Annotated in this window: 22 protein-coding genes and 2 tRNA genes; 19 read left to right on the top strand and 5 right to left on the bottom strand. The window is 41.8% G+C overall.

Annotation, left to right across the window (positions count from 1 at the left end; genetic code table 11):
• Positions 1–448 precede the first annotated feature (448 nt).
• Positions 449–2146: a PAS domain S-box protein gene (locus tag ACZ5QV_RS14910; RefSeq protein ID WP_464600547.1), complete on the bottom strand. Its 1698-nt coding sequence runs from the start codon at positions 2144–2146 to the stop codon at positions 449–451.
• A 275-nt stretch (positions 2147–2421) separates the two neighbouring features.
• Here ACZ5QV_RS14910 and ACZ5QV_RS14905 point away from each other — a divergent pair.
• The 5 genes from ACZ5QV_RS14905 (at position 2422) to ACZ5QV_RS14885 (ending at position 9093) form a co-directional block, all read left to right on the top strand.
• Positions 2422–3554 (top strand): IS630 family transposase gene (locus ACZ5QV_RS14905; RefSeq protein ID WP_464600546.1). Its coding sequence is split into 2 segments (ribosomal slippage): positions 2422–2848 and positions 2848–3554, totalling 1134 coding nucleotides; the frame shifts between segments, so codons are not numbered across the junction.
• A 941-nt stretch (positions 3555–4495) separates the two neighbouring features.
• On the top strand, positions 4496–5149 hold the full coding sequence (locus ACZ5QV_RS14900) for a corrinoid protein (protein WP_464600545.1): 654 nt from the start codon (positions 4496–4498) through the stop codon (positions 5147–5149).
• Positions 5150–5204: 55 nt separating this feature from the next.
• Positions 5205–6206: an MtaA/CmuA family methyltransferase gene (locus ACZ5QV_RS14895; protein WP_464600544.1), complete on the top strand. Its 1002-nt coding sequence runs from the start codon at positions 5205–5207 to the stop codon at positions 6204–6206.
• Between the two features lie 274 nt (positions 6207–6480).
• Entirely contained in the window at positions 6481–7104 is a 624-nt protein-coding gene (locus ACZ5QV_RS14890; RefSeq protein WP_464600543.1) for a SagB/ThcOx family dehydrogenase, read from the top strand.
• Positions 7105–7428: 324 nt separating this feature from the next.
• On the top strand, positions 7429–9093 hold the full coding sequence (locus tag ACZ5QV_RS14885; RefSeq protein WP_464599431.1) for an IS1634 family transposase: 1665 nt from the start codon (positions 7429–7431) through the stop codon (positions 9091–9093).
• A 28-nt stretch (positions 9094–9121) separates the two neighbouring features.
• Here ACZ5QV_RS14885 and ACZ5QV_RS14880 read toward each other — a convergent pair whose 3' ends face one another.
• Positions 9122–9379: a hypothetical protein gene (locus tag ACZ5QV_RS14880; RefSeq protein WP_464600542.1), complete on the bottom strand. Its 258-nt coding sequence runs from the start codon at positions 9377–9379 to the stop codon at positions 9122–9124.
• Between the two features lie 230 nt (positions 9380–9609).
• Here ACZ5QV_RS14880 and ACZ5QV_RS14875 point away from each other — a divergent pair, with 230 nt between their 5' ends.
• Entirely contained in the window at positions 9610–10197 is a 588-nt protein-coding gene (locus ACZ5QV_RS14875) for an MJ0548 connectase family domain-containing protein (RefSeq protein ID WP_464600541.1), read from the top strand.
• A 309-nt stretch (positions 10198–10506) separates the two neighbouring features.
• Entirely contained in the window at positions 10507–11028 is a 522-nt protein-coding gene (locus tag ACZ5QV_RS14870; protein ID WP_464600540.1) for a hydantoinase/oxoprolinase N-terminal domain-containing protein, read from the top strand.
• 300 nt (positions 11029–11328) lie between these two features.
• On the opposite strand, the gene ACZ5QV_RS14865 is transcribed toward ACZ5QV_RS14870, so the two are convergent.
• A complete protein-coding gene (locus ACZ5QV_RS14865) occupies positions 11329–13710 on the bottom strand; it encodes a PAS domain S-box protein (protein ID WP_464600539.1) in 2382 nt (793 codons plus the stop codon).
• Between the two features lie 664 nt (positions 13711–14374).
• Here ACZ5QV_RS14865 and ACZ5QV_RS14860 point away from each other — a divergent pair.
• The 12 genes from ACZ5QV_RS14860 to ACZ5QV_RS14805 all read left to right on the top strand — a co-directional run bounded on the left by ACZ5QV_RS14860 (position 14375) and on the right by ACZ5QV_RS14805 (position 25913).
• Positions 14375–14707 carry a DUF2551 domain-containing protein gene (locus ACZ5QV_RS14860; protein ID WP_464600538.1) on the top strand — a complete coding sequence of 111 codons (333 nt, stop codon included), beginning with the start codon at positions 14375–14377 and terminating at the stop codon, positions 14705–14707.
• A 32-nt stretch (positions 14708–14739) separates the two neighbouring features.
• Positions 14740–15141 carry a hypothetical protein gene (locus ACZ5QV_RS14855; protein ID WP_464600537.1) on the top strand — a complete coding sequence of 134 codons (402 nt, stop codon included), beginning with the start codon at positions 14740–14742 and terminating at the stop codon, positions 15139–15141.
• A 109-nt stretch (positions 15142–15250) separates the two neighbouring features.
• Positions 15251–15323: transfer RNA gene (locus ACZ5QV_RS14850), tRNA-Gln, on the top strand.
• Positions 15324–15367: 44 nt separating this feature from the next.
• A tRNA-Gln gene (locus ACZ5QV_RS14845) sits at positions 15368–15440 on the top strand.
• A gap of 354 nt (positions 15441–15794) precedes the next feature.
• Entirely contained in the window at positions 15795–18086 is a 2292-nt protein-coding gene (locus ACZ5QV_RS14840; RefSeq protein ID WP_464600536.1) for a PKD domain-containing protein, read from the top strand.
• Between the two features lie 375 nt (positions 18087–18461).
• A complete protein-coding gene (locus tag ACZ5QV_RS14835) occupies positions 18462–18830 on the top strand; it encodes a hypothetical protein (RefSeq protein WP_464600535.1) in 369 nt (122 codons plus the stop codon).
• Positions 18831–18914: 84 nt separating this feature from the next.
• On the top strand, positions 18915–20123 hold the full coding sequence (locus tag ACZ5QV_RS14830) for an aldo/keto reductase (protein WP_464600534.1): 1209 nt from the start codon (positions 18915–18917) through the stop codon (positions 20121–20123).
• 364 nt (positions 20124–20487) lie between these two features.
• Positions 20488–20961: a MarR family winged helix-turn-helix transcriptional regulator gene (locus ACZ5QV_RS14825; RefSeq protein WP_464600533.1), complete on the top strand. Its 474-nt coding sequence runs from the start codon at positions 20488–20490 to the stop codon at positions 20959–20961.
• Between the two features lie 32 nt (positions 20962–20993).
• Positions 20994–21353: a TrmB family transcriptional regulator gene (locus ACZ5QV_RS14820; RefSeq protein WP_464600532.1), complete on the top strand. Its 360-nt coding sequence runs from the start codon at positions 20994–20996 to the stop codon at positions 21351–21353.
• A gap of 583 nt (positions 21354–21936) precedes the next feature.
• Positions 21937–24279 carry a hydrophobe/amphiphile efflux-3 (HAE3) family transporter gene (locus ACZ5QV_RS14815; RefSeq protein ID WP_464602118.1) on the top strand — a complete coding sequence of 781 codons (2343 nt, stop codon included), beginning with the start codon at positions 21937–21939 and terminating at the stop codon, positions 24277–24279.
• A gap of 137 nt (positions 24280–24416) precedes the next feature.
• Positions 24417–25469: an AI-2E family transporter gene (locus ACZ5QV_RS14810; protein ID WP_464600531.1), complete on the top strand. Its 1053-nt coding sequence runs from the start codon at positions 24417–24419 to the stop codon at positions 25467–25469.
• Positions 25470–25481: 12 nt separating this feature from the next.
• The gene (locus tag ACZ5QV_RS14805; protein WP_464600530.1) at positions 25482–25913 is read left to right on the top strand and encodes a potassium channel family protein; all 432 of its coding nucleotides are present in this window, start codon (positions 25482–25484) and stop codon (positions 25911–25913) included.
• A gap of 352 nt (positions 25914–26265) precedes the next feature.
• On the opposite strand, the gene ACZ5QV_RS14800 is transcribed toward ACZ5QV_RS14805, so the two are convergent.
• On the bottom strand, positions 26266–26466 hold the full coding sequence (locus ACZ5QV_RS14800; RefSeq protein ID WP_464602117.1) for a tetratricopeptide repeat protein: 201 nt from the start codon (positions 26464–26466) through the stop codon (positions 26266–26268).
• Entirely contained in the window at positions 26451–26744 is a 294-nt protein-coding gene (locus ACZ5QV_RS14795; RefSeq protein WP_464600529.1) for a hypothetical protein, read from the bottom strand. The genes ACZ5QV_RS14800 and ACZ5QV_RS14795 overlap by 16 nt, the downstream gene beginning before the upstream one ends.
• Positions 26745–26840 lie beyond the last annotated feature (96 nt).

Raw genomic sequence — 26840 nt, 5'->3', positions numbered from 1 at the left:
CGTTTTCAAACCATTAGAAACCCATCCCATTCATATAAAGCGGAAACTGAATAATAAAAAGAGAATAGTTAACTCACTCCAGTCAAGGTAATGAATATCTGACAAAACCGATACGCTGAAAGCCAGAATATGGGAAAATAAGGGATGATATAGTTTAGTAAAATATAAATATAAGATACATTTTTTTAAAAAAATTACTCTGATCTTTTTGTTAAATAGTTGTAAAAAGAGATTAATATTTTATTAATAATAATCTTGAGTTTTTTTTTATATTATAAATGTCTGCTTATCAAACAAAGCCCGGAAAAGAGATTTTACTCATCTAAACCTGCTCAAGGTTGCACCTGCGCCATATAGGCCAGCATTCTCTGGAATTTTGAACCTCCTACCATGAACATGAACACCTTTGTCGAAGTAGCTCTAAAAATAAGTACTGAAGTATTACAAATCAAATCCCGATTTGCTCACTGCAGTCAAGAGTTTCCCGGGAAAGACATATTATGGCTTCATGGCCGTTCCACTCTCCTTTAACGGATCTGGTCTCTAATGGAACCGGTTTTCCATTTTTATCGATTAATGAAATACCACAGAAAGATCTTTTTCCAGCCACCGTGTCAGAAAAGGTTCTGGCTGCATCCAGCATTTGAGAACGGGCACAGAGTTCAAGAATATTCATACCCAGAAGCTCTTCCTTTGAATAACCCAGGTGTTTAATAAATGCCGGGTTGCAGTGGACAATACATCCGTCCAGGCTGAGTATATAAAGAAAATCTTCCAATACATCAAACAGTTTTTGAAGGTCACTACTTTTCTTATTAAATTCTGTTTCACCCGTTGCACGTTCAATAACTACTCCCACCTGAGAAGCAATAGTTTCAAGAGAACTGCGCGAAGCTTCCGGAATATCGTTCTTGTCGTGTGATATAAGTTTGAGTGCGGCTATAATTTTTCCCCCGTACTTCAGAGGCATGAGGGCTGTAGCACGCAATTTTTCATCATGAGGTAATTTAACGGCCGTCATGGAAATGATTTCCGGATGGGTTTTGTACACGGGGTTTCCTAACATGAGCAAACGGACAAAGACAGAATTCTCATTGTAGTGGGAATCGTTTTCAATATGTTGAGGAGATAACCCCTTATAGGCTACAAGATCCAGAGCACCTGTGGATTTATCGAACACGTAAAGGCAACCGGAATCGAAGGGGCTTATATGGAGAGATAATTCAAGTATCTGTTTATATGTATCCTGTAAATCGTTGTTGAAAGCAAGGACATTTCCAAGGTCGCATTGAATTTGCAGGAACTTATTGCTCTTTTTATTTTCTGTTATGTCAACTATAATACCCTGAATGGAAGTGAGCTTGTTGTCTTCATCATACTCGATAAAGGTCCTTTCTTCAATCCAGCGCACCTCACCGGACTTCGTCAAGACCCTGTACTCCTGAATGTAATTATTCAAACCGGCTTCCAAACTCCTGGTATAATTATTTCTTACTTTCAGGATATCAGAGGGGTGAATTATGTCCCCGTACAAAAGTTCTCCGGATATGAAGTCTTCGGCTGAATACCCAAACTGCTTAATATTTTTGGATACGAATTCTACAGGCCAGTTGTGTTCAGCCCTCCAGAAAAAAATGACTACCGGACTATTATTTATAACATTCTCAATCATTTTTTTCATTTCATGAGAACGCCCCATTTCTTCCGCATATTTTTGAAGCGCCTCCTCGGCTTTTTTGCGCTCAGTGATATCGTTAATAAATGCGAAAAGATATTCTTCACCCTCGAACTTAATATAGTTTAACGTTGTCTCGGCAGGAAAAACACTACCGTCTTTTTTGCGGTAATAGCCTTCAAACATGACTAATTTTCCCTTTTTGTGACTGGCCCAGGCTTTTTCCCAATCTTCATCCCAGCTATTTTTTGAAAATTGAGTTTCAACGTCATAGACCATCATTGTAAGTAGTTCTTCTCGGGAATAGCCGTAATAGCTACTGGCTGCTTTGTTGACGTAGATAAAACGACCTTCTGAATTAATCCAAAAAATAGGCTCTATACTGTTTTCAATTGAATGTTGTACAAGAGGGTAAAATTTTTTTATTTCATTCTGGTCGGTGACACCAAGGTTTAGATTGTTGGAATCCATTTTTGTCCCCCATAAGTTGGATTGATGGCTGGTGAAAGTATCCACTGTTATCAATATATTAATCATTTCTATATATCACTATTGATTTTAGGACTTACGCAGTTGAATGAAAAACAGTAGCATGGGGCATAGAACGATCTAAAGCGTAATTTTGTTGATATGGCTCATGTACTTGGTTTTACAGATCAAGTAAGTAACTACTAGTGTCGCGTCATGCGTAAAATGACGTAACAGATATATTGCATGTTGTTCATATGAATCCCAGAGGAATTCTTATGAATAAATACACTGTGACACTTGCTGAAGATGAACGTAAAGATCTTTGTGAACTTGCCTCAAAGGGCAACCATAACTCACATAAAATTATCAACGTTCTTATCTTGCTTGGTTGCGACAAAGGTGAATGGAATGACAAACATTCAACCAACGAAGAAATCTCACGTGTCCTGAATATAAGCATGAGAAAAATTGATCGAGTTAAGAAGCGGTTTGTTGAAGAGGGTCTTGAAGCTACCCTTAACGGAAAAAAAGGAAGCCGCATTTACAAAAAAAAAGTTGATGGTGATTTTGAAGCCCATTTACTCGCCTTAAGTTGCAGCGAACCACCCGAAGGTTTTGCAATATGGTCTTTGAGGTTGTTAGCTGATCAGGTTGTAGAGCTTGGCTATATTGATAATATTTCTCATGAAACCGTTCGACGTGTTTTAAAAAAAACGAAATTAAACCCTGGCAACAGAAAGGATGGTTAATTCCACCGAAACAAAACAGTAGCTTTGTTGCAAATATGGAAATGGTGCTTGATGTTTATAAGCGTCCATTTGATCCACTAAATCCTGTTGTATGTATGGACGAATCTCCAAAACAACTGATTGCAGAAACAAGAATTCCTGTCCCGGGTTCACCCGGGAAACCAGCCAGGTATGATTACGAATACAAGCGTTGTGGAACGTGCAATATATTCCTTGCCTGTGAACCATTGGCAGGAAAACGCATGGTAAAAATTACCGAAAGTAGAACCAAGCGAGATTGGGCTTGTTTTCTGGAAGAAATCGCAGCTCAATATGAATACGCATATAAAATAACGCTTGTAATGGATAATCTAAACACACACATTCCTGGATCTCTTTATGAACAGTTTCCGCCAGAGAAGGCGAAGGCACTATGGGATCGGTTTGAGTTTGTGTACACCCCAAAACATGGAAGCTGGTTGAATATGGCAGAGATTGAATTGAATGTGCTTACAGGTCAGTGCTTAAAAAGGAGAATTGACAACATCGAGTTTGTTAGGAAAGAGGTATTGGCTTGGCAAAAATTCAGAAACAACAAAAACTCGAAGGTTAATTGGCAATTCACAACCGAGGATGCAAGAATAAAATTATCGCGTCTTTATCCGACACTTGAGGATTGACGCGACACTAGATTTATTTCTCATCAAATGTATACATAATCTCCACAGCTACTATTTTTAAAGATTTTTTGTATCCTCTTCAAGATTAGCGGTAAATGATTCAACCACGCAACTACTTAATCATTAAATTGGACAAGATTCAAATTTTAATGGGGTGCAGGTTGGTGATTCCCCAACTCATACAATTAATTCAATTTCATTCAAACTCATGGAATTCACGTTGCTACCCTAAATTTGAAGCGAATAAGATTTTTCTATATGTAGAGGATGTCTCTTTCATGTACACAATTCCAGAAAGATAGGTCTCCTGCGCCCTATCAGGAAGATTTCGCAGGATAGTGAAACAAAAATTCCCGGAAAATGCTATTTTAGAGAATTTGTTGCCAACAAGCTTTTATATCACGATTAGTTTGACCTGCCAAAGTGACTTTCAATAAGGCCCAAAAATTAGTTTTAATTTTTTTGTTTCCCCGAAGCTACATTGCAATAAATATTCCAACCTAAACCATCATATTTATAGTTTATCAATCTGGCCAATAATAAATTTTTTTTATATCACTTCGCACAATGCTATTTTTACATACTTAGATGAATGTAAAATTACTAAAAAATTATATTATATATGTGGCCTGGAGGGTGAACACCAGCCAGAACCATATATAAAGGCTATGAAAAATCACGGCTTAGAATGGTTTAAATGCCGTAAAAACAGCTTTTGGAATGAGAACGTTGCACCATAGTTCTCACCACACTATCTGCACCACTAAATGTGAAACCCTGGTAAAAAGAAGCGTGAAAAGAAGAATGCGAACAGACTAACAGACGAAGCATGCGAACAGACAGGAAAATCGATAAACTCAAACAAACTCAAACCCGTCCTCTGCATTTCACTTCAAGTATGGGGTCCGGGAAAAGGTTTCTTAAAAAAGCAGAGTGGTAATATGACTTCTAAAGAGGAAATTTTTGAAAGTCTGGCAAAAGCTGTGGTCAGCGGCAAGCAGGATCTTTGTGTGGAACTTGCAAACAAAGTGATTGAAGATAAAATAGATGCCTACGAAGCAATCATGAAAGGCTGTACTCGTGGGATGAGTATTGTGGGTGAAAAATATGATAAGAGGGAAATGTTTGTCCCTCACATTATGATTGCAGCCCGGGCCATGAACTCGGCCGTGGAAATCCTTCAGCCCTATGTGAATGTGGAAGCAGCGGAGAAACCCGGGGATGTGATCACAGGCGTGGTGTTCGGAGACGTCCATGATATTGGGATCAACCTGGTGGTCAGCTTGCTGGGAGCCGCAGGTTTCAAGGTCCATCACCTGGGAAAGGATATTCCCCCTGAAAAGTTTATCGAGGCCGCAAAAGAGTACAATGCCGATGTTATAGGGCTTTCCGCCCTCATGACCACAAGCATGATGGGAATGAAAAATGTGATCGAGCTTGCAAGGAAGGAAGTCCCGGGCACTGGAATCATGATTGGGGGAGGCCCTGTATCCCAGCGCTACTGTGATTCTATAGGCGCGGATGCATACGCCGAAAATGCCCCGGAAGCCATCAAAGCTGTCAAAGAGCTCGTAGCAACAAAGAGAGCTAACTGACCAAAAAAAGAAGCATAGAGTTACATAGCTAAAAAAATGTACGTGAAGGATTGCAATGAACAGTAAAGAACGTTTTCTTGCTGCCTTGAATAAAGAAGAAGTGGACAGGGTCTCTGTGGCCTGTCCTCTTCAGACCGCAACTGTTGAGATGATGGCGGAAACCGGGGCAACCTGGCCTGATGCACATTCCAGCGCGCAGAAGATGGCAAAACTGGCCCTTGCCGCCAACCGGTTAGGAGGAATCGAAAGCGTAAGGGTTCCCTTTGATCTCTGTGTTGAAGCCGAAGCCCTGGGTTCTGTCATACACGAAGGAAATTCCGATTCCCAGCCTTCCATCAAAGATCCGGTTCTCAGTGATCCCGATAAATTCTACTCCCTGGAAATCCCGAATCCCTCCGAAACCGGAAGGATGCCCGTGGTACTCGAGGCAATAAAGCTCGTGAAAGAAGAGGACCCAAGCCTCCCGATTATAGCCGGGATTACCGGGCCCTTTACCCTTGCCGGGCAGATAAGGGGTGTCGAAGCCCTGTTAATGGACATGTTCGACAACCCGAGCTTCTTTAAGGCCCTGCTTTCCTTCACAACCGAAGTACTGATCAGTTACGGGCATGCCCTTGAAAAAGCCGGAGCTGATGCGATCATTGTCATAGATCCTTCCGCAGGTAGTGAGCTCCTGGGGAGTGACTTCTATCAAGAGGCAGCCTATCCTCCCTGCTCCAAACTTGTCCACAGCCTGAGTAAACCGGTCATCCTCCACATCTGTGGGGACTCAACCCCTCTTCTGGGGATGATGGCGGACACAGGAGTTGCAGGTGTCAGCCTTGACCACCTGGTGGACATCCGGGAAGCAAAAGAACTCGTAGGGGACAGGGTCGCAATCATAGGCAACATCAACCCCCCGGACACCCTCTTCCTGGGAAGGCCAGAAGATGTCCGGGCAGAGGCTCTCAAATGCATTGCTGAGGGAGTGGATATCCTCGCCCCAGGCTGCGGGATTCCCCCCGGAACGAAGCTCGAGAATATAAGGGCTATGGTTGAAGCAGCAAAAGAATTATGAAAGGGAGAAAAAAAGAGGAGAGGAAGAAGGGGAGAAGCACAACACAAAAGCAATGAAGTCAGGACTTCATTGCATTTTTTTCATCCGGATACCCGGGTGCTTTTAACCTCCATAAATTATAAACATCCATTTTATATTTTTTTCGCAGAAACATATTTAACTTTTAACTGTGTTTTTTTATAAAAAAGGGAGTGTACCATCGCGTCAGCAAAGACGAAGTTATCGAAGTTCTCAAAACCGTTTACAAGGGATAATTAACAGAGGGGAACAAAATATGGGAGACCAGGGTCTTACGGACCTGCCGATGAAAATCAAACTGCCCGAGCAAAAACCTGCCGCCAGGAGCCTGATAGAAGCAGTGCTCGAAAAGCGGAGATCCGTGCGCTCGTACTCGGAAAGAGAACTGACAGAAAGTGATACAGCCCGATTCCTCCGGGCAGCCCAGGGGATAAGTTCCGAAGAAGGGTTCAGGACAGCTCCTTCCGCAGGAGCCCTCTATCCCCTGGAAGTGCACCTTGTGGCCGGAAACGTCAGGGGAATAGAGCCCGGGGTGTACAGGTATATCCCGGACGAAGACGCCCTTATCCGGGAACTCGCAGGGGACTTAAGAGCAGAACTTTCTGAAGCTTCCCTCTCCCAGCCCCAGGTCAGAGACGCACCTGCAAGCCTCGTAATCTCGGCCGTCTACCCGCGTATCACAGGAAAATATAGTAAAAGAGGAATCCGTTACGCCGATATGGAGGCTGGGCATGCAGCCCAGAACGTCTGCCTGCTGGCCGCGGAACTGGGGATGGGAACCTGTCCGATTGGAGCTTTCGAGGACGAAGATGTCAGAAAAGTGCTGAAACTCCCGACCAACGAGGATCCCTTATATATCCTGCCGCTGGGGCACCTGTAAAAAAGAATGGGGCCTCCAAAACCAGGCCCTTTTAAATTCATAGAAAAGTACTTTTTTAACTATGAAATTGTAACAGATCAAAACCAGAATCCGACATTCTCCCTATATAATATGATGCAAGCCCCATCTCTACCTTTCAGGACTGTTTAACTCAGCTTTCAAAGAAGAGCTATTTTTGCCTTGATTTGCCACAAAAATCAGTGGCAAGGAAGATCCGTTAAAAAAAATATTTGTAAGGCCTAAGTTCTAAATTACATTTAAAAAGCCTATTGTATCTGTTTTTTGAAGAAATATCTTTATATACGTAGAACCTAAATTTATATCATGGTTTTTTTAAAACAGAAAATAATCAACGGTAAAAAATACTGGTATATTATTAAAACTGGCAGAATTGATGGAAAAGTGAAAACTATATTTCAGATATATTTAGGCAATGCCGAAAAAATATTTGAAATGAAAAAACAGAGTGAATCATTGCCCTACATGAAACTGAAATCTTTTGAGTACGGCAAACTTGCCGCACTTCTTCATGTGAATGAAGAGCTTGGATTCGTTGACATAGTGAACAAGCACACTATGAAAAAATCAATCGATGGTTTAAGTGTCGGAGAGTATCTTTTACTTGATATAGTGGGGAAATCTCATGGAGTTTTAAGTGAAAACGGTATTGGGGAATGGTTCAAAAAATCGGCCTTATCTTTTAAGTGGAAATTCCCTCATAAATTAAATTGTCAGAATTTTTTGAATCATATGAATTACATTGATTCCGACACAATGAAAAATATTGAAGACGATTTGTGCCGAGTTCTCATCGAAAAAGGACTAACCCCTTCAGTACTGTTTGTGGATGAATCAAACTGGTTCACTTATGCTACCAATTATGATGAAAAAAGTGAATTGCTTCATAAAGGGTATAACAAAAAGCATCGTAAAGACAAAAATCAGGTATCTGTAGCGCTGGCTGCTAATGATTACAACTTACCTTTTATTCACGAGACATATCCAGGAAATGTGCATGATTCAGAGGAATTTTCAGGTCTGGTTGACAAAATAGTAAACCGTCTAACCGAATTGAATATTTGTTCGGAAGACCTTGTTCTTGTTTTTGATAAGGGAAACAATTCAAAGGACAACATTGAAAAAGCAACTTCAAAGATGAATTTTGTAGGGGCTGTAAAAGCAAATCAGGCAGATGATCTTCTTGAAGTGCCATTATCTAAATATCAATTTTTATATGAAAGCTCAGAAGGCCACAAAATTTATGGCTATCGGACAAAGCATCAGTTTTACGGGACAGAATTTACAACAGTAATTACTTTCAATGAAGGAACTCACAAACTTCAAAAAAGAACTTGTGAGTCAAATATGTCAAAAATAACTGAGAATCTGGAAGACCTACAGAGGAGACTGGAAAGCAACAGAGGAAAAGCAAGAAACAGGAGCAGTGTAGAAAAAGAGGTTGCAGACATTATTATCAAAAAATACAGAAGTATGGTGAAATATGAAATTACTGATGCTCCTGAAGGTAAGAAAAAACCTCAGTTAAAGTTCTGGATTGACGAAGAGAATAAAAATAAGCGCGAAAATTCATTAGGAAAAAATATACTATTTACAGATAAGCACCGTTGGCACACTAAAAAAATTGTGCAAACATACAACAATAAAGGCGCTATAGAGGATGATTTTAAGCTATTGAATGATCACCTGCTTGTCCCTGTGGGACCGGTGTACCACCACAAAGATGAAAATATCAAAGTTCACGTATTTCTGTCTATAATTGGCTTACTTTTCTACAGATATTTAGCCTGGGAGACAAAGAGATATGGTCTTTCTATGAGAAGACTAATTGAAAATTTGTCCGAAATTAGGCTGGCAGTTATCCAGGATAAAGAATCAAATAAGTGTAATATTATTCTGGAAGAGATGAGTACAAAGCAAGCATCATTATTTTCTTTCTTGAACTTGGGTAATTACCTGCCACCCCAATAAAAACGTCATCAGTAGGATTATTCATTCCTTAGGCCCACACAAACAAAGCCGCTTGATAACGGAAAAACATGCATCTTTGAAAGTAAAGTTTAACCTGCATCCTTAAAGTAAGGAATTGAGCCAGATAACAGATAATTGCTTCCAGTATTCCAAACAGTGCGGCAACTATTATACGCATTCCATATATTATATTACCAAGTTTTTTAATTCCTGTTAATACGTAGGTTGTTATCCATAGAAAAGCTGTAAAATTCATAATTTTCAGAATAATATTTAATTCAGGCAATTGATTCCTCCTTGATAATGTACAGGCAGCTTGCAACATACCCATAATTCAAAATAATTTTCAATCCTTGGGGGTTACTTGACTAATAAATTTAACGAAAACGGCCTGCAGATTAGCACACGGTATTAAAGCAATACTTATATAAATATAAGTGCTAGTCAAAAAATAAAGTTTTCTTCTCTTGAATATTATATTAACATGTAAATCTAAAAAAACTGAGGCTTCAGGATATGAGTCTGGTAATCACGTTCATCGGAAAAAACGGGGCCGTTATGGCCGGAGACCTCCGGGAAATTACTTTCCGGGGAGAAAAAACCGACCGGGAAAAACTTGAAAAAGAACTGTACAGCGGCGCAATCGCAACGGATGAGGAACTCGAAAAAAAGGCAGGGGAACTTGAAGTCGAAATAACGGTCAGGGACAACAAAAACAAGGTTACTGAGCGGGTCGGGATCCTTGTGGGGGAAGTTACCTCCTTTGAAGCCGGCGTGCTCAGGAGAAGGAGACTCTATGCTTCGGCCGGAAATTATGCTATTGCCGAACTTCGGGATTCCGAAATGGCCTTGACCGCTAAAAGCAAAGGCAGCAATTTCATCGTATTTGGAAACGACTTCACAAAACAGGTTGCCAATAAATGTTTTAAGGATAACTGGACGAAAAAAAGCGGGTTTCAAGACGCGATAAAAATCATAATCCTCGCAATGGAAAAAGCAGCCAGAGCCACGGCCTCGGTGAGCAAACAGTACACCCTCATACAAACCACCTCAAAAAAGGACCTGGCCGGAGTTATTGAAGAAGATAGAAAGGAACTGGCCTGATACTTCATTCAGGAATTGAACATCACAAAGACCTCTGTAAGAATAAACAGCAGAGCAAAGGCCAGGAAAAATACAAAAAACAGAAGGCTTGCTACCCTGTTTCTTTTCATACATATTCATATATAAGATCTCACTTAAATATATTTTTTGTCTGAGCTGGAAGCCGGAGGCCTGAATTAATATTTAATACCTGTTAGACAATTCTTCCACTCATGATTACCTCTTCTAAAAAACCCCTCTGGCAGTTCTGGATAGACCGTGGTGGCACGTTTACGGATATCTTGGCCCGGACCCCCGGCCGGAGAGCTGTTGACCCATAAACTCCTTTCCGAAGATTCGGTCCACTATGAGGACACCGCAATGCATGGGGTCCGCCAGCTGCTGGACCTCCCCAAAAACGTCCCCCTGCCCACCGACGACCTGATAGAACACATAAAAATGGGCACAACCGTTGGCACAAACGCTCTCCTCGAACGGAAAGGAGAACGCACTGTTTTAGTTACAACCAGGGGTTTCGGAGACGCTCTGCGGATAGGCTACCAGAACCGGCCGGATATTTTTGCGCAGCAGATAATCCTCCCCGACCAGCTTTATGAAAAGGTGATCGAAGTCGAAGAGCGTTTCGGAGCCAACGGACAGGAACTTCTGCCCCTCAACCTTAAAGCCGCAAAAGCCGGCCTGAAAGTCGCATTCGAATCAGGAATCCGGGCCGTAGCCATTGTCCTGGTGCATTCCTACCGCTGCCCGGAACACGAAATCCGGAGAAGAAGAAGAAGAAGAAGAAGGAAAGAAAAACCAAAAAAAGAAGCTCGGAGTACTCAGAGCGGTTAATGGTTTGGCCTGATCTGGCAGGCAGCCTGAAAAAGCCCCGGGATAATTTTTTCAAAATACTACAAAAGGGGTAGCGAGTTTCCTAATAAATATATGGCTTACATAGTTGGATGAAGAATTGTTATGGGAAATTTACGGTTGTATCCACTTGATTAGTCCGCTTGAGTGAGCGGAGCGAACGAAACGGACCACGTACTGTTGCACTTGCAGTGCAACTCCCAGTAAATCTTCGATTTACTGCGATCCCGAAGCGCAACTCGGGTGCCGAAACGCAACTCGGGTAGTGCAATTCGGGTGAGACTAATTAGGAAAAGTAAAACTAAACATGCTGCCTTCTCCGAGTTTGCTTTCGACCCAGATTTTGCCTCTGTGCATTTCCACAAACTTCTTGACAAGAGCAAGCCCAAGGCCAGTCCCGGGTTGTGCTCTGGACTCAAATTTCCCTACCTGTACGAAAGGCTGAAAGACCTTTTGAATTTCATGCTCCGAAATACCAATGCCTGTGTCTGTGATAGAAAGCTGCATTTCATTATCTATCATTTGGGCACTAACAGAGACGAATCCATCTTCGGGAGTGAACTTTATGGCATTATCTACAAGGTTGTATAAAATCTGCTTGAACTTTGTCCTGTCTGCTTTTATGGATGTCAGTTTTTCATCCACCTGACACAATATATGAATATTTTTCTTTGAGGCCAGAGGTGCCAGTAAAATCCTGACTTCTTCGATTAAATCGGAGATGGAGAACTGTTCTAAATTGAACTCCATTTTCCCGGCTTCAACTTTTGAAAGGTCCAATATGCCGTTAATTAAGTTCAGGAGATGTGTGCCGCTTTTTGATATATTGCCAACCTGTCTTACCTGTTTTTCATTTAGCTCCCCAAAATTTCGGGTAAGTAACAGGTCCGAAAAACCTATTACAGCATTTAAAGGAGTCCTCAGCTCATGGCTCATACTGGCCAGGAAATCACTCTTGGCTCTATTAGCGGCTTCAGCTTCTATTTTTGCTTTAATCAGCTCACTCTGTATTTTCCTGTAATCTGTTATGTCCGTAATAATTGTATAGAGATATTTATTGTTGTCTATCACGATAGGATAACTGTAATTTTCAACGTCGCGTAAATCTCCGTTTGAAAGGCGATGGATAAAAAAGAAATGGTTAAGTTCCTTTGACTTTGCCTGGTGCAACATCCTGAATACCTGTTTTTCCGGAAGGGTATTGATGTCGGTGGATTTCATGTGAAGCATTTGCTCTCTGGTATACCCGTAGTACAAACAGGCAGCCGGGTTTACATTGACCAGACAACCGGTATCAGGGTTAATCAGGAGGATTACGGCACTGTTATTTTGAAAAAGAGAACGGTATCTGCTCTCGCTTTCCTGGAGCAGCTTATCCGCTTTTTTGCGTTTTGTTATGTCTTCAATTATGGAAATGGTCTGGACATGTTTGCCGGTTTCGTCTTTCAGGCCCGAGGAGTTCACGTTAATGTCTATTATTGTTTTATCTTTTCGGACCATCCTGTACTCCCGGTTGAAGGAAAAACCCTTTTCCGAGATTTCCCTCAAGGCTATTTTTGTTATTGGCTGGAATCCGGTGTGCATAATGCTGGACATGGGCTTTCCTATGAGCTCTTCTCGTCTGTAACCCAGGACGTTTACTATCCGTTTATTACAGTCGATAATGACCCCATTTTTGTCCACAAGGGTTATCAGATTGGCTGCGTCGTGGAACATCGACCTGTACAGTTCTTCTCCTTTATGGATTGCTTTTTCAGCCTTCCTGCGCTGAATTCCCATTCCAATAAGGTTTGATACTATCCTGAGTACGGAAATGTCGTCTTTTTTCCAGTTTCCTACATTAATCACATTGTCCATACCTATAAAACCGGAAAGTTTTCCTTTTTTATACAGGGGCAGGACTATGAGAGACCTGATTCCCTGCATTCCAAGGAGCTCTTTTTCAGCCTCTGCTCCGGGAGGCAAAGCCGAAACATCGGTAATATGGATTATTTCATCATTATGGAGTTTGTTTATCCACCAGGGAAACATATTGGAAGGACAATTCTGGAGTATATCTATCTGGGACTCCACTCCCGGAGCACACCATTCATAGGAATTGCTCATAAAACTCTCATTATCACAAAATTCGAAAATATAAGTCCTGCCGGCCCCGCAGAGTTCTCCGATTTTTTCAAGGGATACGTTAATGTCCATATCAATGTTTTCAGGAATAATGAACATTTTGGAGATTTCAAGCAAAGTTTCTTCAATCTTCAGTTTCTGTCTGATTGTTTCCCTTGAATTAATTTTGTCGCTGAGGTCAGTAATTATACTGAAATAAGAACTTGTGGTTCCTGCCAACCCGTACCGCATCAAAACTCTGTCATTGATTAACCGTACATCCCCGGACCCAGTCAATATTCTATATTCCAGAGTGAAATCCACGTCCCCGTTATTACAGTGTCTGGTAAATTCGGCCCGCACTCTCTCCAGATCATCTCCATAGATCAGGTTTTCATAGAAAATGCGCTTTGAGAAAAAATCGTTTGGAGTGTAACCCAAGCAACTAATCTTTTCCGACACAAATTCCACAGGCCAGCCATCTTCTACCTTTCGCAGAAAAATAATTACCCCGGTGTTTTTTATGACCGTATCCAGTTCGTTTTCTATCTCGAATTTCATAAAACCTCAGCAGGAAATCCCCTTATGAGTTACGCACTTGAGATGTAAAACCAAGCACATAAGAGCTTATCAAGAACATTATGCTTTAGACAGTTTGGTGCTTCATGCTACTGGCTTTTTGTTCAACTGCGTAAGTCCTACCCCTGTATTTTTAGCTAAGGGGTAGTTAAAGAAAAGTTTTAGAGGTCCAACGTAAAATCCACATTTCGACCCCCTGCCAATATGGGAACATTATTCTAGAATATTGATCATTTAATTGACAGAATCTCAACTAAATAGCATTTTTGTGCCATGAATTTGTACAAAAATGTCAGAAATCGAAATGTGAGTAAAATAGCATTTACTCAAAGATATATGCTAAATAGTTACTCTATCTTTTTATATATATAACTTTTATTTGAAATATATCATATTTTTCACAATATCGGATTTTTTTAAAATGCATTATATACTATTAAAAAATAATATTATATATATATGTAATATAACAAACCATATATTACAAAAGGCGCTAATAGCATCATAAGGCAAAATGGATTTGCAATTAAAAGAAGTACAAACTTTATGACATATTAGTAAAAGAGGCAACAGACGCCTCAATTTCCATAAGTATATATAGAGTTAGAACTTAATTAGATATCTACGTCTGTAAAGGTGGTAATGAATGGTAAGTATCCGTGCCAAAATTAATTCTAGAGTGGAGAAATTTATAGAAGTTGACGCCTCCGGATATCGCAGGGCCATTCTCTGCATATTCATCAAACTTAAAAAAGCGACTGTTGATGAAATTCACAACAAACTCTCTAAAAATTATAATGTTTCAAGGAATACAGTTGCTTCTATGGTTGGCTACATTCATTCGAAACTCGGGATATTACGTTCACATAAAGAATCCTACAAAACCCCTATTGTCTATTCTCTCCGTGAAGAATACCTTGACCTGATTTTAAAAGTTGTAAACCCACAGGCCAAAAAATCTGTAGAAACTACTACCTGATTTTAACCTGAACGTTATCCCCAGGGACCGCAATGTCTCTTGTAAAAAACGCCCCCAGAACCGCGACCACGATCATAGTTCGCTCCGATGCCAATACCCGCATAAGCCACACCAGAGACCCTTACTACAGCCTTATGCGACGAATTTTTCAGGAAGATGTAACAGCCGTGCGGGGCCAAAAATTTCTGATTTTGATCGAAGAACGCCAGGCAGCAGGCGACCCCGTCCGTACGGAAGAATGGAAAAACCTGCTCGAAGAACTTAATATAGGGCGTGCCTCCTTTTATGCCATGCGCAACAAGCTCCTTGGAGCCGGTCTGATTTCCATAAATAACAGGGAATACAGGCTCTCCGGTCAGTTTTCCAAAGATTTGATAGATCTGGCCCGCTGGTGGTGGACCGCAGTCCTGGACCAGGATGAGGGAAATCTCTGAGTTCTATAAAATTGTATGAAAGTTCGCCAAAAGTTATATATATCAGATATTCCTTTAAAAGATACGCTCAGGGCACAGGGATCTGCCTCTGATTACGAAAATTCATCGAAGCCCGGTAGTGTAGTGGTCAATCATGCAGGACTCTGAATCCTGCAACCTCGGTTCGAATCCGTGCCGGGCTACTAAACTCTTTTACCAATTCTAATAATTTGACTAAATTCATCGAAGCCCGGTAGTGTAGTGGTCAATCATGCAGGACTCTGAATCCTGCAACCTCGGTTCGAATCCGTGCCGGGCTACTAAACTCTTTTTTTTGACAAATCACAAGTGAACTACCCCTACCTGTCAGCCTTCGGCTGTCGTGTTAAACCATAGGTTTAACAGGAGTTTCTAATCTTCGATTAGAAAACATCGAGGAAGGAGTCTTCTGCTGTTTGAGATAAAAGTACACACAGTGCTTTCATGTCAAATAAATCGACAATTACTTATACATTATATTTCTTTTTTATATATGAATATTTAATGAAAGTTTATACACTTTTCAGGGTGTCTTACTGGTGGCCTCTCAATGTAAATTAATTAAAAGGCCTCCTACAATAGAGAATAGCAAAATACAAAAACTATCTGGATAAATCTATGGGGTGTTGGTAGACTTGCAAACTTCACGTCCTGGTTTTGTGATATATGATTCCACAGGGAATTTGTTAAAAGGAAACGAGTTTCCTGAAAAATATCGGGAATTGGCTCTTTATATTAATACTAACAAAAGTGCCCTTTACTTTGAATCCCACGAAGGCCATATTATCTTTGGGTGCAGCCTTCGTGTACAGGGAGAACATGAACATGAACATGAACAGGAAGAAAATGACCAGGAAGAAACACTTGTTTTCATACAGGTATTTGATGAAATAGCCGATGGTATAAAACAGATTCCTGAATTTTATGATAATGCGGTACTGGAAATCAGAAGGTTTGAATCTAAAAAATATAATATTATTGGTCTGTGGGATGAAGGAGACCTTAATAAAATAAAACAAACGGATGTGCCTAAAAAAGTCCTGGTTTATACAGCCGGAAAAATCATAGCCGGAGAAAAGGTCTCCATCCAGGCGTCTGATGCTAATCTCGCTATCAATTTAATCGTAAACGTAATTTTCATGTTGAAATCCGTACTTTTTTCAAACTTTATTTTCATAGCATCCCGGTATCCGTCGGAATCTGACCTTTCTATAAGCTTAAATGAGCTTAAACCGGAAATTATCTTTGACCCTGATTTGAAATCAAAAATCAGTAAATGTGCATACGGTTATTATTCACTTCTGTATTTCACTTTTAATAAGAGTAACAAAAAATTTAGTTCAAGAGAGTCACTGGCATTTGAAATTCAGAAAAAAACGATGGCCGAAAATGAAAGTACTTTAATTAATTCTTTTAATTCATGTAACGCCCTTCCGGATCTGTTTAGAATATATGATGGTGACATTGAAATTTTAAAGTGTATGGCTTTTAACCTTATTCATAAAAAAGACAGTGAAAAACTCATTCCAATCCTGAAAAATAACTCTGAATTAATGAAAAAATTAATGCCTGAATTAATCAAAGAAATCGTAAATTCAAACGAAATTCGTTCATTTGCAAAAAAGCTCTATGAACAATGTGAAAATAAAGAAATAAAAGCCTATTTAGAGGTATTGTATTACAAAAAGTATCCCTGCTCTCCAGTGGATTGTACATTTTACAACACCATTCAGAGGGATCTCATAATTTCTGCAATAAATACACAGAAACTCAGGCATTTTAATGCATTACAGGAGGAGCCGGTAAAAAATATTGCTGATTCTGGGAGAATTATAAAGAATGCAGTTCAGGACATGAACGATTCAAAATTAACTGATTTTGTTCGGTTTATTATTAAAGTGGGTGAAAAACCGGTAAATGGAACAAAAATTATTCTTGACCAAATATTTTCCAGATGGCTCTCCATCGGGTCAATTTCTCATTTATTTAGTTCTGAAGAACTGAATAAACTTGATTTGTTGTCGGACTCGAATTACGCTAGACAATGTGAAGATAAACATAAAGAAAGTTCCCCACATCTCGAAAAAATAGCACCAACGATTGAAACTTTTTCTGACCCATCATCAGCTTCAAATTTTTCAAAATGTACTGGAGATAAACAAAAAAAGAAGGATATAGTCCTGATTGGCGCTCTTGCTCTTGCAGGCCTGACTCTTATTTTGATTGGTGGGACAATGCTTCCGTTTACATTTTCACAGGAGGCACCAGGCAATCAGGCTACATACCCCAATGCAAATTTCACATTAAATGCCCTGTCCGATGACAGCTATTTTTCAGAAGAGACAAACACCGCCTATGCATTTGCCCCATTCTCCGCTCAATTTAAAGATACTTCTGAAAAAGCAACTTCAATAGAGTGGAATTTCGGGGATGGAAATAAATCCCTGGAAAAAAGCCTGAAATATACCTATTTCACAGCAGGAAATTACACATTGACCCTTAATGCCAGCAATGAAAAAGGCATCAGTAGCGCAAAGATGTTGATTAATATAATAGAGGCTCCTTATTCAAAAAACATCAATGAAAGTATGGATTATGAAAATGTAAGCTCTATTGCTTCAGGGAATAACATTAGCTCAGAAAACAAATTCGATGAAACAAACAATGAAACATTGAAAGCTTGCTTTGATTATATTCAGTCTCTTTCTTCTTCCAGCACAGTATATTTTCATGATAGATCAGAAGGAGAAATCGTTTTGTGGGAATGGTATTTTGGAGATGGAACTAAATCTATGGATAATTCTTCCAATGTACCTATATCCCATAACTATTCAACTGCAAAAACCATTATTTATAAAGTGTCTCTGACAGTCACAGATAAATATGGAAATACTGCTACAAATTATACCCAGGTTAGGGTAAATTGAGAAGATCAGGGCCAAAAAAAATCAGCCTTTTCCGACCCATTTCTCTTTTTTTTCGGGGTCCTGGCCTGATGTATCTCTACTGGAAAACCTCTGCAAAACTCTTCGCTTTGAGCCTGAAAGAACGTTTTTATACTAAGGGCTCGTCACAGAACAACTTCTGCATATTTCGCTTGAACATATTGATTTTCAAGATCAAGCTCGCCAATCGAAGTTACAATGAGTGATAAGGTGCATAGGTTATTTCGTTGCGGGTCCTAAAGCCACCTATTGAGTGAGTAGTCAATCAAATGAGCAAAAATATGGAAAATCAGATAAAGGACAAAAGATCGGCTATCCTGGAAGCATTTTGAGATCAAGCGAAGCTTGAGCCGCAGTATGGGAAAAGGAATTGAAACCGAGACCATATTCCAAAAAAAATTGAAAAGGCTGTGGTTTAATTTAATTAAATGGGGAGTGAATAACCCGGAGGAATTCCTTTTTGTCGGGAAGTTCTGTTCATCCCCATACATCACGAAATTCACCCGAGAAGAAGTGACGAGGGAGTATGTTTTCCTCCACGAACTTATGGAAGGCTTTAGAAAAAGTGACCCCGGGAATATTTCAACGGAACTGGCCATGACAATTTTTTACCAGTCCAGCAGAGCGGTGGTGAGCTTTATCTTGGAATCCAAAAGCCCCGGGGACACAGACGAAATCATCGAAGAAGGATTCCGGATTCTCTGGAATGGCCTTGCTCCGGAATAATTTTTTTTCACATAAATTTAGAGTAATCAGTCAATCATATTTATTAAATATCAATCAAAATATCAAAAATAAGGAGTGGCAAAAATGCTTTACAGGAAAATGCCTAAGAACGGAAACGAACTCTCAATACTCGGCTTCGGGTGCATGCGCCTCCCCGTAAAAGAAAACGGGACGATAGACGAAGAAAGGGCCAGAGCTCAGGTCCGCCACGCAATCGACCAGGGCGTAAACTACGTCGATACGGCCTGGCCCTATCACATGGGAAAAAGTGAACCTTTCGTGGGTCGAGCTCTTGCCGACGGCTACCGGGAAAAGGTCAAGCTCGCCACAAAACTTCCCACCTGGATGGTTGAAAGCCGGGAGGAAATGGATAAGTTCCTGGACGCCCAGCTCAAAAAACTCAACACGGACCACATTGACTATTACCTCGTCCACAGCCTTGTAGGGGAACTCTGGGGCAGGGTGGAAAAACTCGGGGTCGCCGATTTCCTTGACAGCGCAAAAACCGACGGCCGTATAGTCAACGCCGGTTTTTCCTTTCACGGTTCAAACGAAGACTTCAAGCGGATAGTGGATGCCTACCCCTGGGACTTCTGCCAGATCCAGTACAACTTCCTGGACGAAAAGAACCAGGCAGGGACCGAGGGTCTTGAGTATGCGGCCTCAAAGGGTCTCGGTGTAATCATCATGGAGCCTCTCCGGGGAGGAAACATTGCAGGAAAAGTCCCGCCCGCAATTGAGGAGATCTGGAACGAGAACCCGGTCAAACGGACAGCTGCGGAATGGGGTCTGCGCTGGGTCTGGAACCATCCTGAAGTAACGGTCGTGCTTTCCGGCATGAACGAGGAAGCCCACGTCGAAGAAAACCTTAAGATGGCGGGAGAAGCCCACCCGAATTCCCTCACAGAAACCGAACTGAAACTTGTTGGAAGAGCTGAGGAAAAATACAGGGAACTCATGAAAGCGGGCTGCACAGGTTGCAGATACTGTATGCCCTGCCCGGAAGGAGTGGACATTCCTGCATGTTTCGATGCATACAACAACCTGCACATGTTCGGCAATGCAGATGAGGTAAGGTTCATGTATGCCGGAAAGCTAGGCGGAATCCTTTCAGGTGGAGAACCCGGATTTGCTTCTCAATGTGTACAGTGTGAAGAGTGCCTGGAAAAATGTCCTCAGCACCTTGAAATTCCCACTCTCCTCAAAGCCGTGGTCGCGGACCTTGAGGAGCCGGACCTTGAACAAAGAGTTGCCATGGCAAAACAGCTTTTTGCAAATAAATCCATAGATTGAGAATTTTCCTGACTCATATTTAAACCCTCAATTTTCTGTTTTACAGCCCGGAGCAAAACCCTCTGGGCTCCGACACGGAGTTTTACGCTCTGGCCGGTGTTTTTATTTTTTGTTCCTGAAGCCACCACTGTTTCGAAATCATTTAATTTGTATGGGAATGTTTAAATACGATCCAGCCTTTTTGGGGATAAATCATTTGTTGAATTTGCATCAATTCAAATACAGATCATCAATATATGGACTATTGCAACATCACCTATCAAAAAAAAATCACTGAGGCATGGGCCGGGAGCTTAACAGGCGGACCAGGATAGCATTTTGTAAGGCTGTAAAACCGCAAGCTAAACCCCTGGAGGTAATAATAATGAATCGCGAATTTCATGAAAGACTCAGGCTGCTGGGGCTTGAAAATGATGCTCTTCACAATAAACTGTTCGGAGCAAAAATATGCAAGAAAATTGAAGACACGAAGGGCGGAATTGAAGAACTAAATAGAAACCAGCAGCTTGCGTTCATGACCATAGGGACGATAAAAGAAATCATGCCTTCCGAGATCGGGACATACCTGGCCATGGACCGCAGCAGCCTTTCAAGGATGGTCTTTTCTCTCGAAAAAAAAGGATTTCTGAAAAGGAGGGACGACCCTTCCGACCGCAGAAAAGTTCTGGTTTCCCTCACGGAAAAAGGGGAAAAGGTCTACGACATCCTGAACAGGGCAGTAGAGGAACGACTTTCTGAAGTGACGGAAGTCCTTGACAAACAGGATCTCAAAGATTTCGAGGAAAGTCTCAGAACCCAGGTCAGAATCATGAGAAAAATCAATGATGCAATGAGCTAAAAAGCCCCTTATTCCACTTACGGAGAATCATCATGACCCTGAAACTTATCCGGAACCTTCAAAAACTGGGTTTTACCGGAAACGAAGCCAAGATTTACGCCGCCCTTGTCTGCCGGAGGCCGGCCAGAGCCAGTGAAATCGCCGAAGCTGCGGGGGTTCCCAGGCCCAAGATTTATGGAATTCTCCGGGGAATGGCAAATAAAGGTTATGTGCAGATCATTGAAGGTGAACCTACTTTTTTCACCTGCCTCGATCCAGATGAATTGATTACAAGGATCAGGGCTGATTTTATACATTCTCTGGATGAGACCTCCTATCAACTCCATACCCTGGAACCTAAAGATACGGCACTGACTACCGGGAAACCCCTAGAAATCAAAATGAGGTGCTAAAACAGATTTTTTTTTGGGCCTCTGTATCTTTTTTAACTCTATTACGGTAAATTTTATATTAATCGACTTATTCTATAGTATATTCTCACGGAAAAACAAACAACCCGGACCGGTAGATACGATACGTCAACTACCCCTACCTAAAATCTTAGCCTTTAGGCTAATATTTTAGAGTAAGGGGCTTGCTTCGGTAAGCCCTAGTTGAATAGCCTTTCGTTATACTGGTCATGATATTCGAGGATACTCCACACGTTCTCGGAGATTTCGATTTGGATTAAACATCCCTGAGAGGTAGGGGAAGTGTTCAGGTCATTAACAAGCCAGTATAACAGTGGCGATGTGGACCCACTCCTGCAAAGGAGGACAGAACATAAGGTCACTGTCAAACAACATTAAGGTCCCCTGTTAAACAAAAAATGGGGGCCTTAGTCTCGACGCATTCATCTCCCACCTGCCAGTTCCTCCAAAGTCGGAACTGTCGTGTTAAACCATGGTTTAACAGGAGTTTCTAATTTTCAATTAGAAACATCGAGGAAGGAATCTTCTGCTGTCTGAGGTAAATCAATGAGTAAAAAACGCCTCCCTGGGGGGATTTACTATAAAAAACGCTTTTGAAAAACTGGGTATATTTATTGAAAATAACCGGGCGACTATATTCGCTATTATGTTTATACTGGTAATACTGTCCTTTCAGGGCTCCCAGTATATAGAAATGGCCTCCGGGACGGAGACTCAGGTTTCCAAAGATTCTCAACTGTACAAGGACTACGACCACCTCTTCCTGAACTATTTCAGTACGGAAAGCCTCGTCGTGATGGTTGATGGAGATGACGTAAAATCCTCTGCCATGATGAAAGCCGCGGACAGGCTTGCATATCAAATGGAAATGGTCCCTGGCGTAACCACCATCTCAAGCCCCGCAAGCATCCTGAAACAGATAAACTACAAACTCAACGGCAGGACCAGGGTGCCTGAATCAGACACAGAGGTCCAGGAACTGATTGAAGCTTATCCGGAGTACTTTGAAGCTCTCATGCCTGATGAGACCCACATGCTAATTTCCGTTGGAATAGAAGGCAGTGCGACGGATACGCAGAAAGAAGACATCTTAAACGCCCTGGAAATTTCCGCAAAGGAAGCTAATTTTCCCCCCGGCTACAACCTCATAATAACAGGCCATCCTGCCCTGCTGCTTGACATCAACAAAGAGATGAGCCAGAGTATGGGGGTTCTCCTGGGTATTGCCGCTCTCCTGATGGTAGTTGTGCTTTTCCTTGTATTCAGGCATGTCAGATGGGGACTTTTACCGCTTCCGGTCGTCCTGCTGGGAATTGTCTTTACCTTTGGTTTCATGGGTTATACCGGAGTTCCCATGACAATGGTTTCCATGTCCGCTTTCCCGGTACTTATCGGGATCGGGATCGACTATGCCATCCAGTTTCATAGCAGGATGGAAGAAGAACTTAAGTTCGGGAAAAGCCCGGAAAAGGCTCTTATTTATACGATCAAGCATACGGCCCCCGCTGTTCTGATTGCCCTTACGATGACCGCACTTGGTTTTGTTTCCCTCTTTACCTCCACTGTCCCCATGATTCAGGACTTCGGAAAACTCCTGCTGATAGGGATCATTATGTGCTATTTTTCATCGCTTTTTTTCGGGCTGGTAACCCTTTACAGTTTTGACTGGCTTGCTCAGAAGAATCCCTTAGGAATCTTTAAAAAGAAGAAAAATGGGAATGGAGGAGACAAAAATAAAAATGGGACAGAACCGGTCCCCGGAATTCATGCCCCCGGTCCCTTCGATAAAGTTCTGAAAGGACTTACCGGCTTTACCCTTAAACACACCTGGGCCATCCTCATAATCGCAGTCCTGACAGCTTCGGCTGGAATGTACGTTGATCAGTCAATTCCGATCAAAACGGATACCAATTCCTTCATCCCTCAGGACATGCCTTCCCTGGTAGACTTCCATCAACTGCTAAGTGTCATGCCAGGCCAGGGGGATCACCTGAACGTTGTCCTCAAAGTCAAGGATGCAAGTGACCCGGAGGTTCTGAAATGGATGGAAGAGTTTGGCCAGCACGAGGTTGCAAACCGGGGTCAAATCGACTCAGCAACAAGCATTGTGGACCTCGTGAAGGAAAGAAACGGCGGTATCCTTCCTGAAAGTTCCCAGGAAATAAAAGACATATATGCGGAAATTCCCGACAGCCAGATAGGTACTTACATAGAAGGAAACCAGCTCCTTCATATTGACCTGGACATAGGAAATGCAATGAGTGACATTCAGATAACAGGCATTTCCGAACTTAATGATATAGTTGCTGAAGATATCAACTGGATGCAGCCACCTCCCGGGGTCGCAGTCACAATTACCGGAGACTCGGCGGTGCTTATCGAGATGATCGCAGGCCTTACGAGTGGCCGGGTCCGGATGACGATGATCGGGGTCCTGCTTGTACTGATAGGACTTCTTGTGGTCTACAGAAACCCGGTAAAGGCTATTTCCCCAATCATCCCCATGCTGGTAGTGATCGGCTGGTCAGGCCTGGTTATGAAAGGGATGGGAATTGACTATAACCCCATGACTGCGGTTATGGGAGCCCTTATCCTGGGGGTTGGTTCGGAATATTCCATCCTGATGATGGAACGTTATTATGAGGAAAAGGACATGGGCCTGAATCCCACGGAGGCGATTAACCAGGCTGTAACAACCACGGGAACGGCTCTGATTGCCTCGGGAGCAACAACGGTTTTCGGTTTTTCAGCCCTGATAGCGTCCCCTTTCCCCATGATCAGCGACTTCGGGCTGGTTACGGTTATAGATGTCCTCCTGGCAATGTTTGTTACCTTTGTGATCTTCCCACCCTTGGTTGTCCTGATGGACGGGTACTGGTCAGGACGGAAAGGAGTGCTACCTGAATAAGCAAAAATCAGGAAAAATCAGGAAAAATCAGGAAAAGCTAAAAAACCGGGAAAAAAAGAGAAATCAGGGACCGAGAAAGATAAATATATATCAAATGTTGCCCAATCGTAAAGAAGTAATTGAAGAAGGAAAGATAAATGGCTCTCAGTTCCAACCGGTATGTGTGGAGATTCCTCACCCTGATCTCTCTGATTTTTGCATTTTTGTGTGCGGTCCTGTTTTATTTTCAGGACATTTTCATAGTCCTGATCATAGGAGCCATCCTTATCCTGGTTACTGAGAAGTTTCTCTTTTTTTATAACAGGATAATGGACAGATTTCCGGATTTGAATCGAAGAGTTGTGGGAATCGGTCTGCTTTCTTTTGCACTGCTTGCCCTTGTTTTTCTGGTTGGTAGCCAGATGCCGGAGATCGAGATCCTTATCACAGAATCCACGAAAGTGCAGGAGGACTATTTAAGCGGGGCTTCTGAACTGTTTGGAAAAGATTCTGCCCTCTCGGGACTTGTGGACTCCGGAGTTTTAAAACCCGAAGACCTGAAGAGAATCGGTAATGATATCTTTACGGAGCTTACCGGAACTATCTCAAAATTGTCATATTACCTCTTTGCAGGGATTCTTATAATTCCCCTTATGTGTGGCATGTATTTCAGGAACCGGCATAAATTGAGGAACTACATCCACGAAATAGCCCCCCCTAAATATGCCGAAGGAATTGTCAGGGCCCTGGAGGGCATTGGTAGGAAACTTGAGGACTTCTTTACTGCGAAGATGATCGAAAGCTCTGTGGTGGGCCTGATCTGCTGCATCGGGTTCTATCTTGTGGGAATCGATGGCTGGCTTTTCCTGGGAATTCTTTCGGGTTTTTTGAATATCATCCCCTATATAGGCCCGATAATCGGAGCGATTCCACCAATTATAGTGGGCTACATCAACAGTCCTGAGACGGCCTTCTTTGCGGCGGTTACGGTTTTCATAGCTCAGCTCGTGGATAACCTCTACCTTATCCCCTTCATGATTTCCGAAAAGGTAAACATCAACCCTCTTTTGAGCGTGCTTTTGACCCTATCGGCTTCAAAACTGCTCGGAGCTCTCGGGATGGTGCTTGCAATTCCTCTTTTCATTATCTACAAGACGATTATTAGTGAGGCCTATGAGGAACTTGTGAAGATTTATCCGGAAAAGGAGTAATAAGCGAGACTTATGATACCTTTTTTTAGACCTGTATTGCTTTTTGTTAGAACACTATCCGGGATGCTCGAAAGACAGGAGTTTCGCTCTCTCTGTTATATTGTACTTGAGACTCTGGGGCTCGGCACTTTTGTCTACCATAATTTAGAGGGATGGACCTGGCTTGATTCTCTCTATTTTTCAGTCATCACCCTGACAACGGTAGGCTACGGGGACTTTTCTCCCCAAACAGCCCCCGGAAAATTATTTACGATATTTTACATTTTTGCGGGGCTGGGACTCCTGCTCGGTTTTGTTTCTGTAGTTGGAGAGCAGCTTGTGGAAGATGGCCATGGAGCTATGCAGAGAAGGCAGCAAAAAAGGAAAACGTTCACAAAAAATCTCAGGCAAAAGGCCTGGCCTGAAAAACCGGAAGAAAAAATACTTGAATTATCGGAAAACTAAACGTTAGTTTTTCTTGGTTTATCTCAGATAGCAGAAGACTTCTTCCGTTTCTAATCGAAGATTAGAAACTCCTGTTAAACCTGCGGTTTAACACGACAGCCGGAGGCTGACAGGTGGGAATGAATGTGTCAAGGCTAACGGGGCCGGTTTGAGTTTATGTGAAAATATTATAAAAAGTATAATTCTCTGCTGGAACTAACTAATTTGTTAGTAATAAATTTATTAGTAACACTATATTTTTTGGAAGACCCGGTTTTCGGACGCTGGGTCTGGGAAATTCTTGTTGGGGTAGAAAATGAGGAGGAATAACTAAGGTGTGGATACCTGCTGGTCAACTGGAAGTTTAGAAAAGTCAGCTCTCAGTTCCTTCAAGTTCCTTCAATTTCTGCTCGCAAAAGTTAATTATCTTTGGGTCTTCAATCGCCTTTCCTATAGCAAGGGATTGCTTCAAAAACTCAATGGCTTTTCCTGTTTCTCCGAGCTGACTGTATGCACTCCCTAAATTTCCAAGGTGATTTCCTTCTCCGCGCCTGTCTCCTATTTCTTTCGAAATTTTGAGAGCCTGTCCATAATATTGAATCGCTTTTTTGGTTCTCCCAGCTGCCTGTATGCTGTCCCTAAATTTCCAAGAACAGCTCCGTGAATCTGTTTGTTTTTAAGGAGTGGTTCATCGTTGAAGTGGTCTTCTGGCAACAACTTTTCATAAATTTCAATTAGTGTTCTTGAATTTCCCCAGAGATCCAGAAGATCATAGAGATTGAATTGTCCTATAATATTTACTGCAAGATCGTACTCTTCCGCCATACAGGCCTGGTGCTGAGCTTCAATCAATGGCTGTACATCCTTTTTTCCTGAAGGCTTATCAGGCAGTGGAAGGGAAAGGTAATAGTTTGCTGCAAGTATGTGGGCTGTTTTTTTGTCTTCAAG

Source organism: Methanosarcina baltica (assembly GCF_055394095.1).
The sequence above is the reverse complement of the archived record's forward strand: the minus strand, read 5'-3'. Positions and strand labels throughout refer to the sequence as shown.

What these genes read in the sequence shown, in the direction of transcription:
- ACZ5QV_RS14910 (WP_464600547.1), bottom strand. Translation starts at nt 2,146, where the DNA reads ATGGATTCCAACAATCTAAACCTTGGTGTCACCGACCAGAATGAAATA.
- ACZ5QV_RS14900 (WP_464600545.1), top strand. Translation starts at nt 4,496, where the DNA reads ATGACTTCTAAAGAGGAAATTTTTGAAAGTCTGGCAAAAGCTGTGGTC.
- ACZ5QV_RS14895 (WP_464600544.1), top strand. Translation starts at nt 5,205, where the DNA reads ATGAACAGTAAAGAACGTTTTCTTGCTGCCTTGAATAAAGAAGAAGTG.
- ACZ5QV_RS14890 (WP_464600543.1), top strand. Translation starts at nt 6,481, where the DNA reads ATGGGAGACCAGGGTCTTACGGACCTGCCGATGAAAATCAAACTGCCC.
- ACZ5QV_RS14885 (WP_464599431.1), top strand. Translation starts at nt 7,429, where the DNA reads ATGGTTTTTTTAAAACAGAAAATAATCAACGGTAAAAAATACTGGTAT.
- ACZ5QV_RS14875 (WP_464600541.1), top strand. Translation starts at nt 9,610, where the DNA reads ATGAGTCTGGTAATCACGTTCATCGGAAAAAACGGGGCCGTTATGGCC.
- ACZ5QV_RS14865 (WP_464600539.1), bottom strand. Translation starts at nt 13,710, where the DNA reads ATGAAATTCGAGATAGAAAACGAACTGGATACGGTCATAAAAAACACC.
- ACZ5QV_RS14860 (WP_464600538.1), top strand. Translation starts at nt 14,375, where the DNA reads ATGGTAAGTATCCGTGCCAAAATTAATTCTAGAGTGGAGAAATTTATA.
- ACZ5QV_RS14855 (WP_464600537.1), top strand. Translation starts at nt 14,740, where the DNA reads ATGTCTCTTGTAAAAAACGCCCCCAGAACCGCGACCACGATCATAGTT.
- ACZ5QV_RS14835 (WP_464600535.1), top strand. Translation starts at nt 18,462, where the DNA reads ATGGGAAAAGGAATTGAAACCGAGACCATATTCCAAAAAAAATTGAAA.
- ACZ5QV_RS14830 (WP_464600534.1), top strand. Translation starts at nt 18,915, where the DNA reads ATGCTTTACAGGAAAATGCCTAAGAACGGAAACGAACTCTCAATACTC.
- ACZ5QV_RS14825 (WP_464600533.1), top strand. Translation starts at nt 20,488, where the DNA reads ATGAATCGCGAATTTCATGAAAGACTCAGGCTGCTGGGGCTTGAAAAT.
- ACZ5QV_RS14820 (WP_464600532.1), top strand. Translation starts at nt 20,994, where the DNA reads ATGACCCTGAAACTTATCCGGAACCTTCAAAAACTGGGTTTTACCGGA.
- ACZ5QV_RS14810 (WP_464600531.1), top strand. Translation starts at nt 24,417, where the DNA reads ATGGCTCTCAGTTCCAACCGGTATGTGTGGAGATTCCTCACCCTGATC.
- ACZ5QV_RS14805 (WP_464600530.1), top strand. Translation starts at nt 25,482, where the DNA reads ATGATACCTTTTTTTAGACCTGTATTGCTTTTTGTTAGAACACTATCC.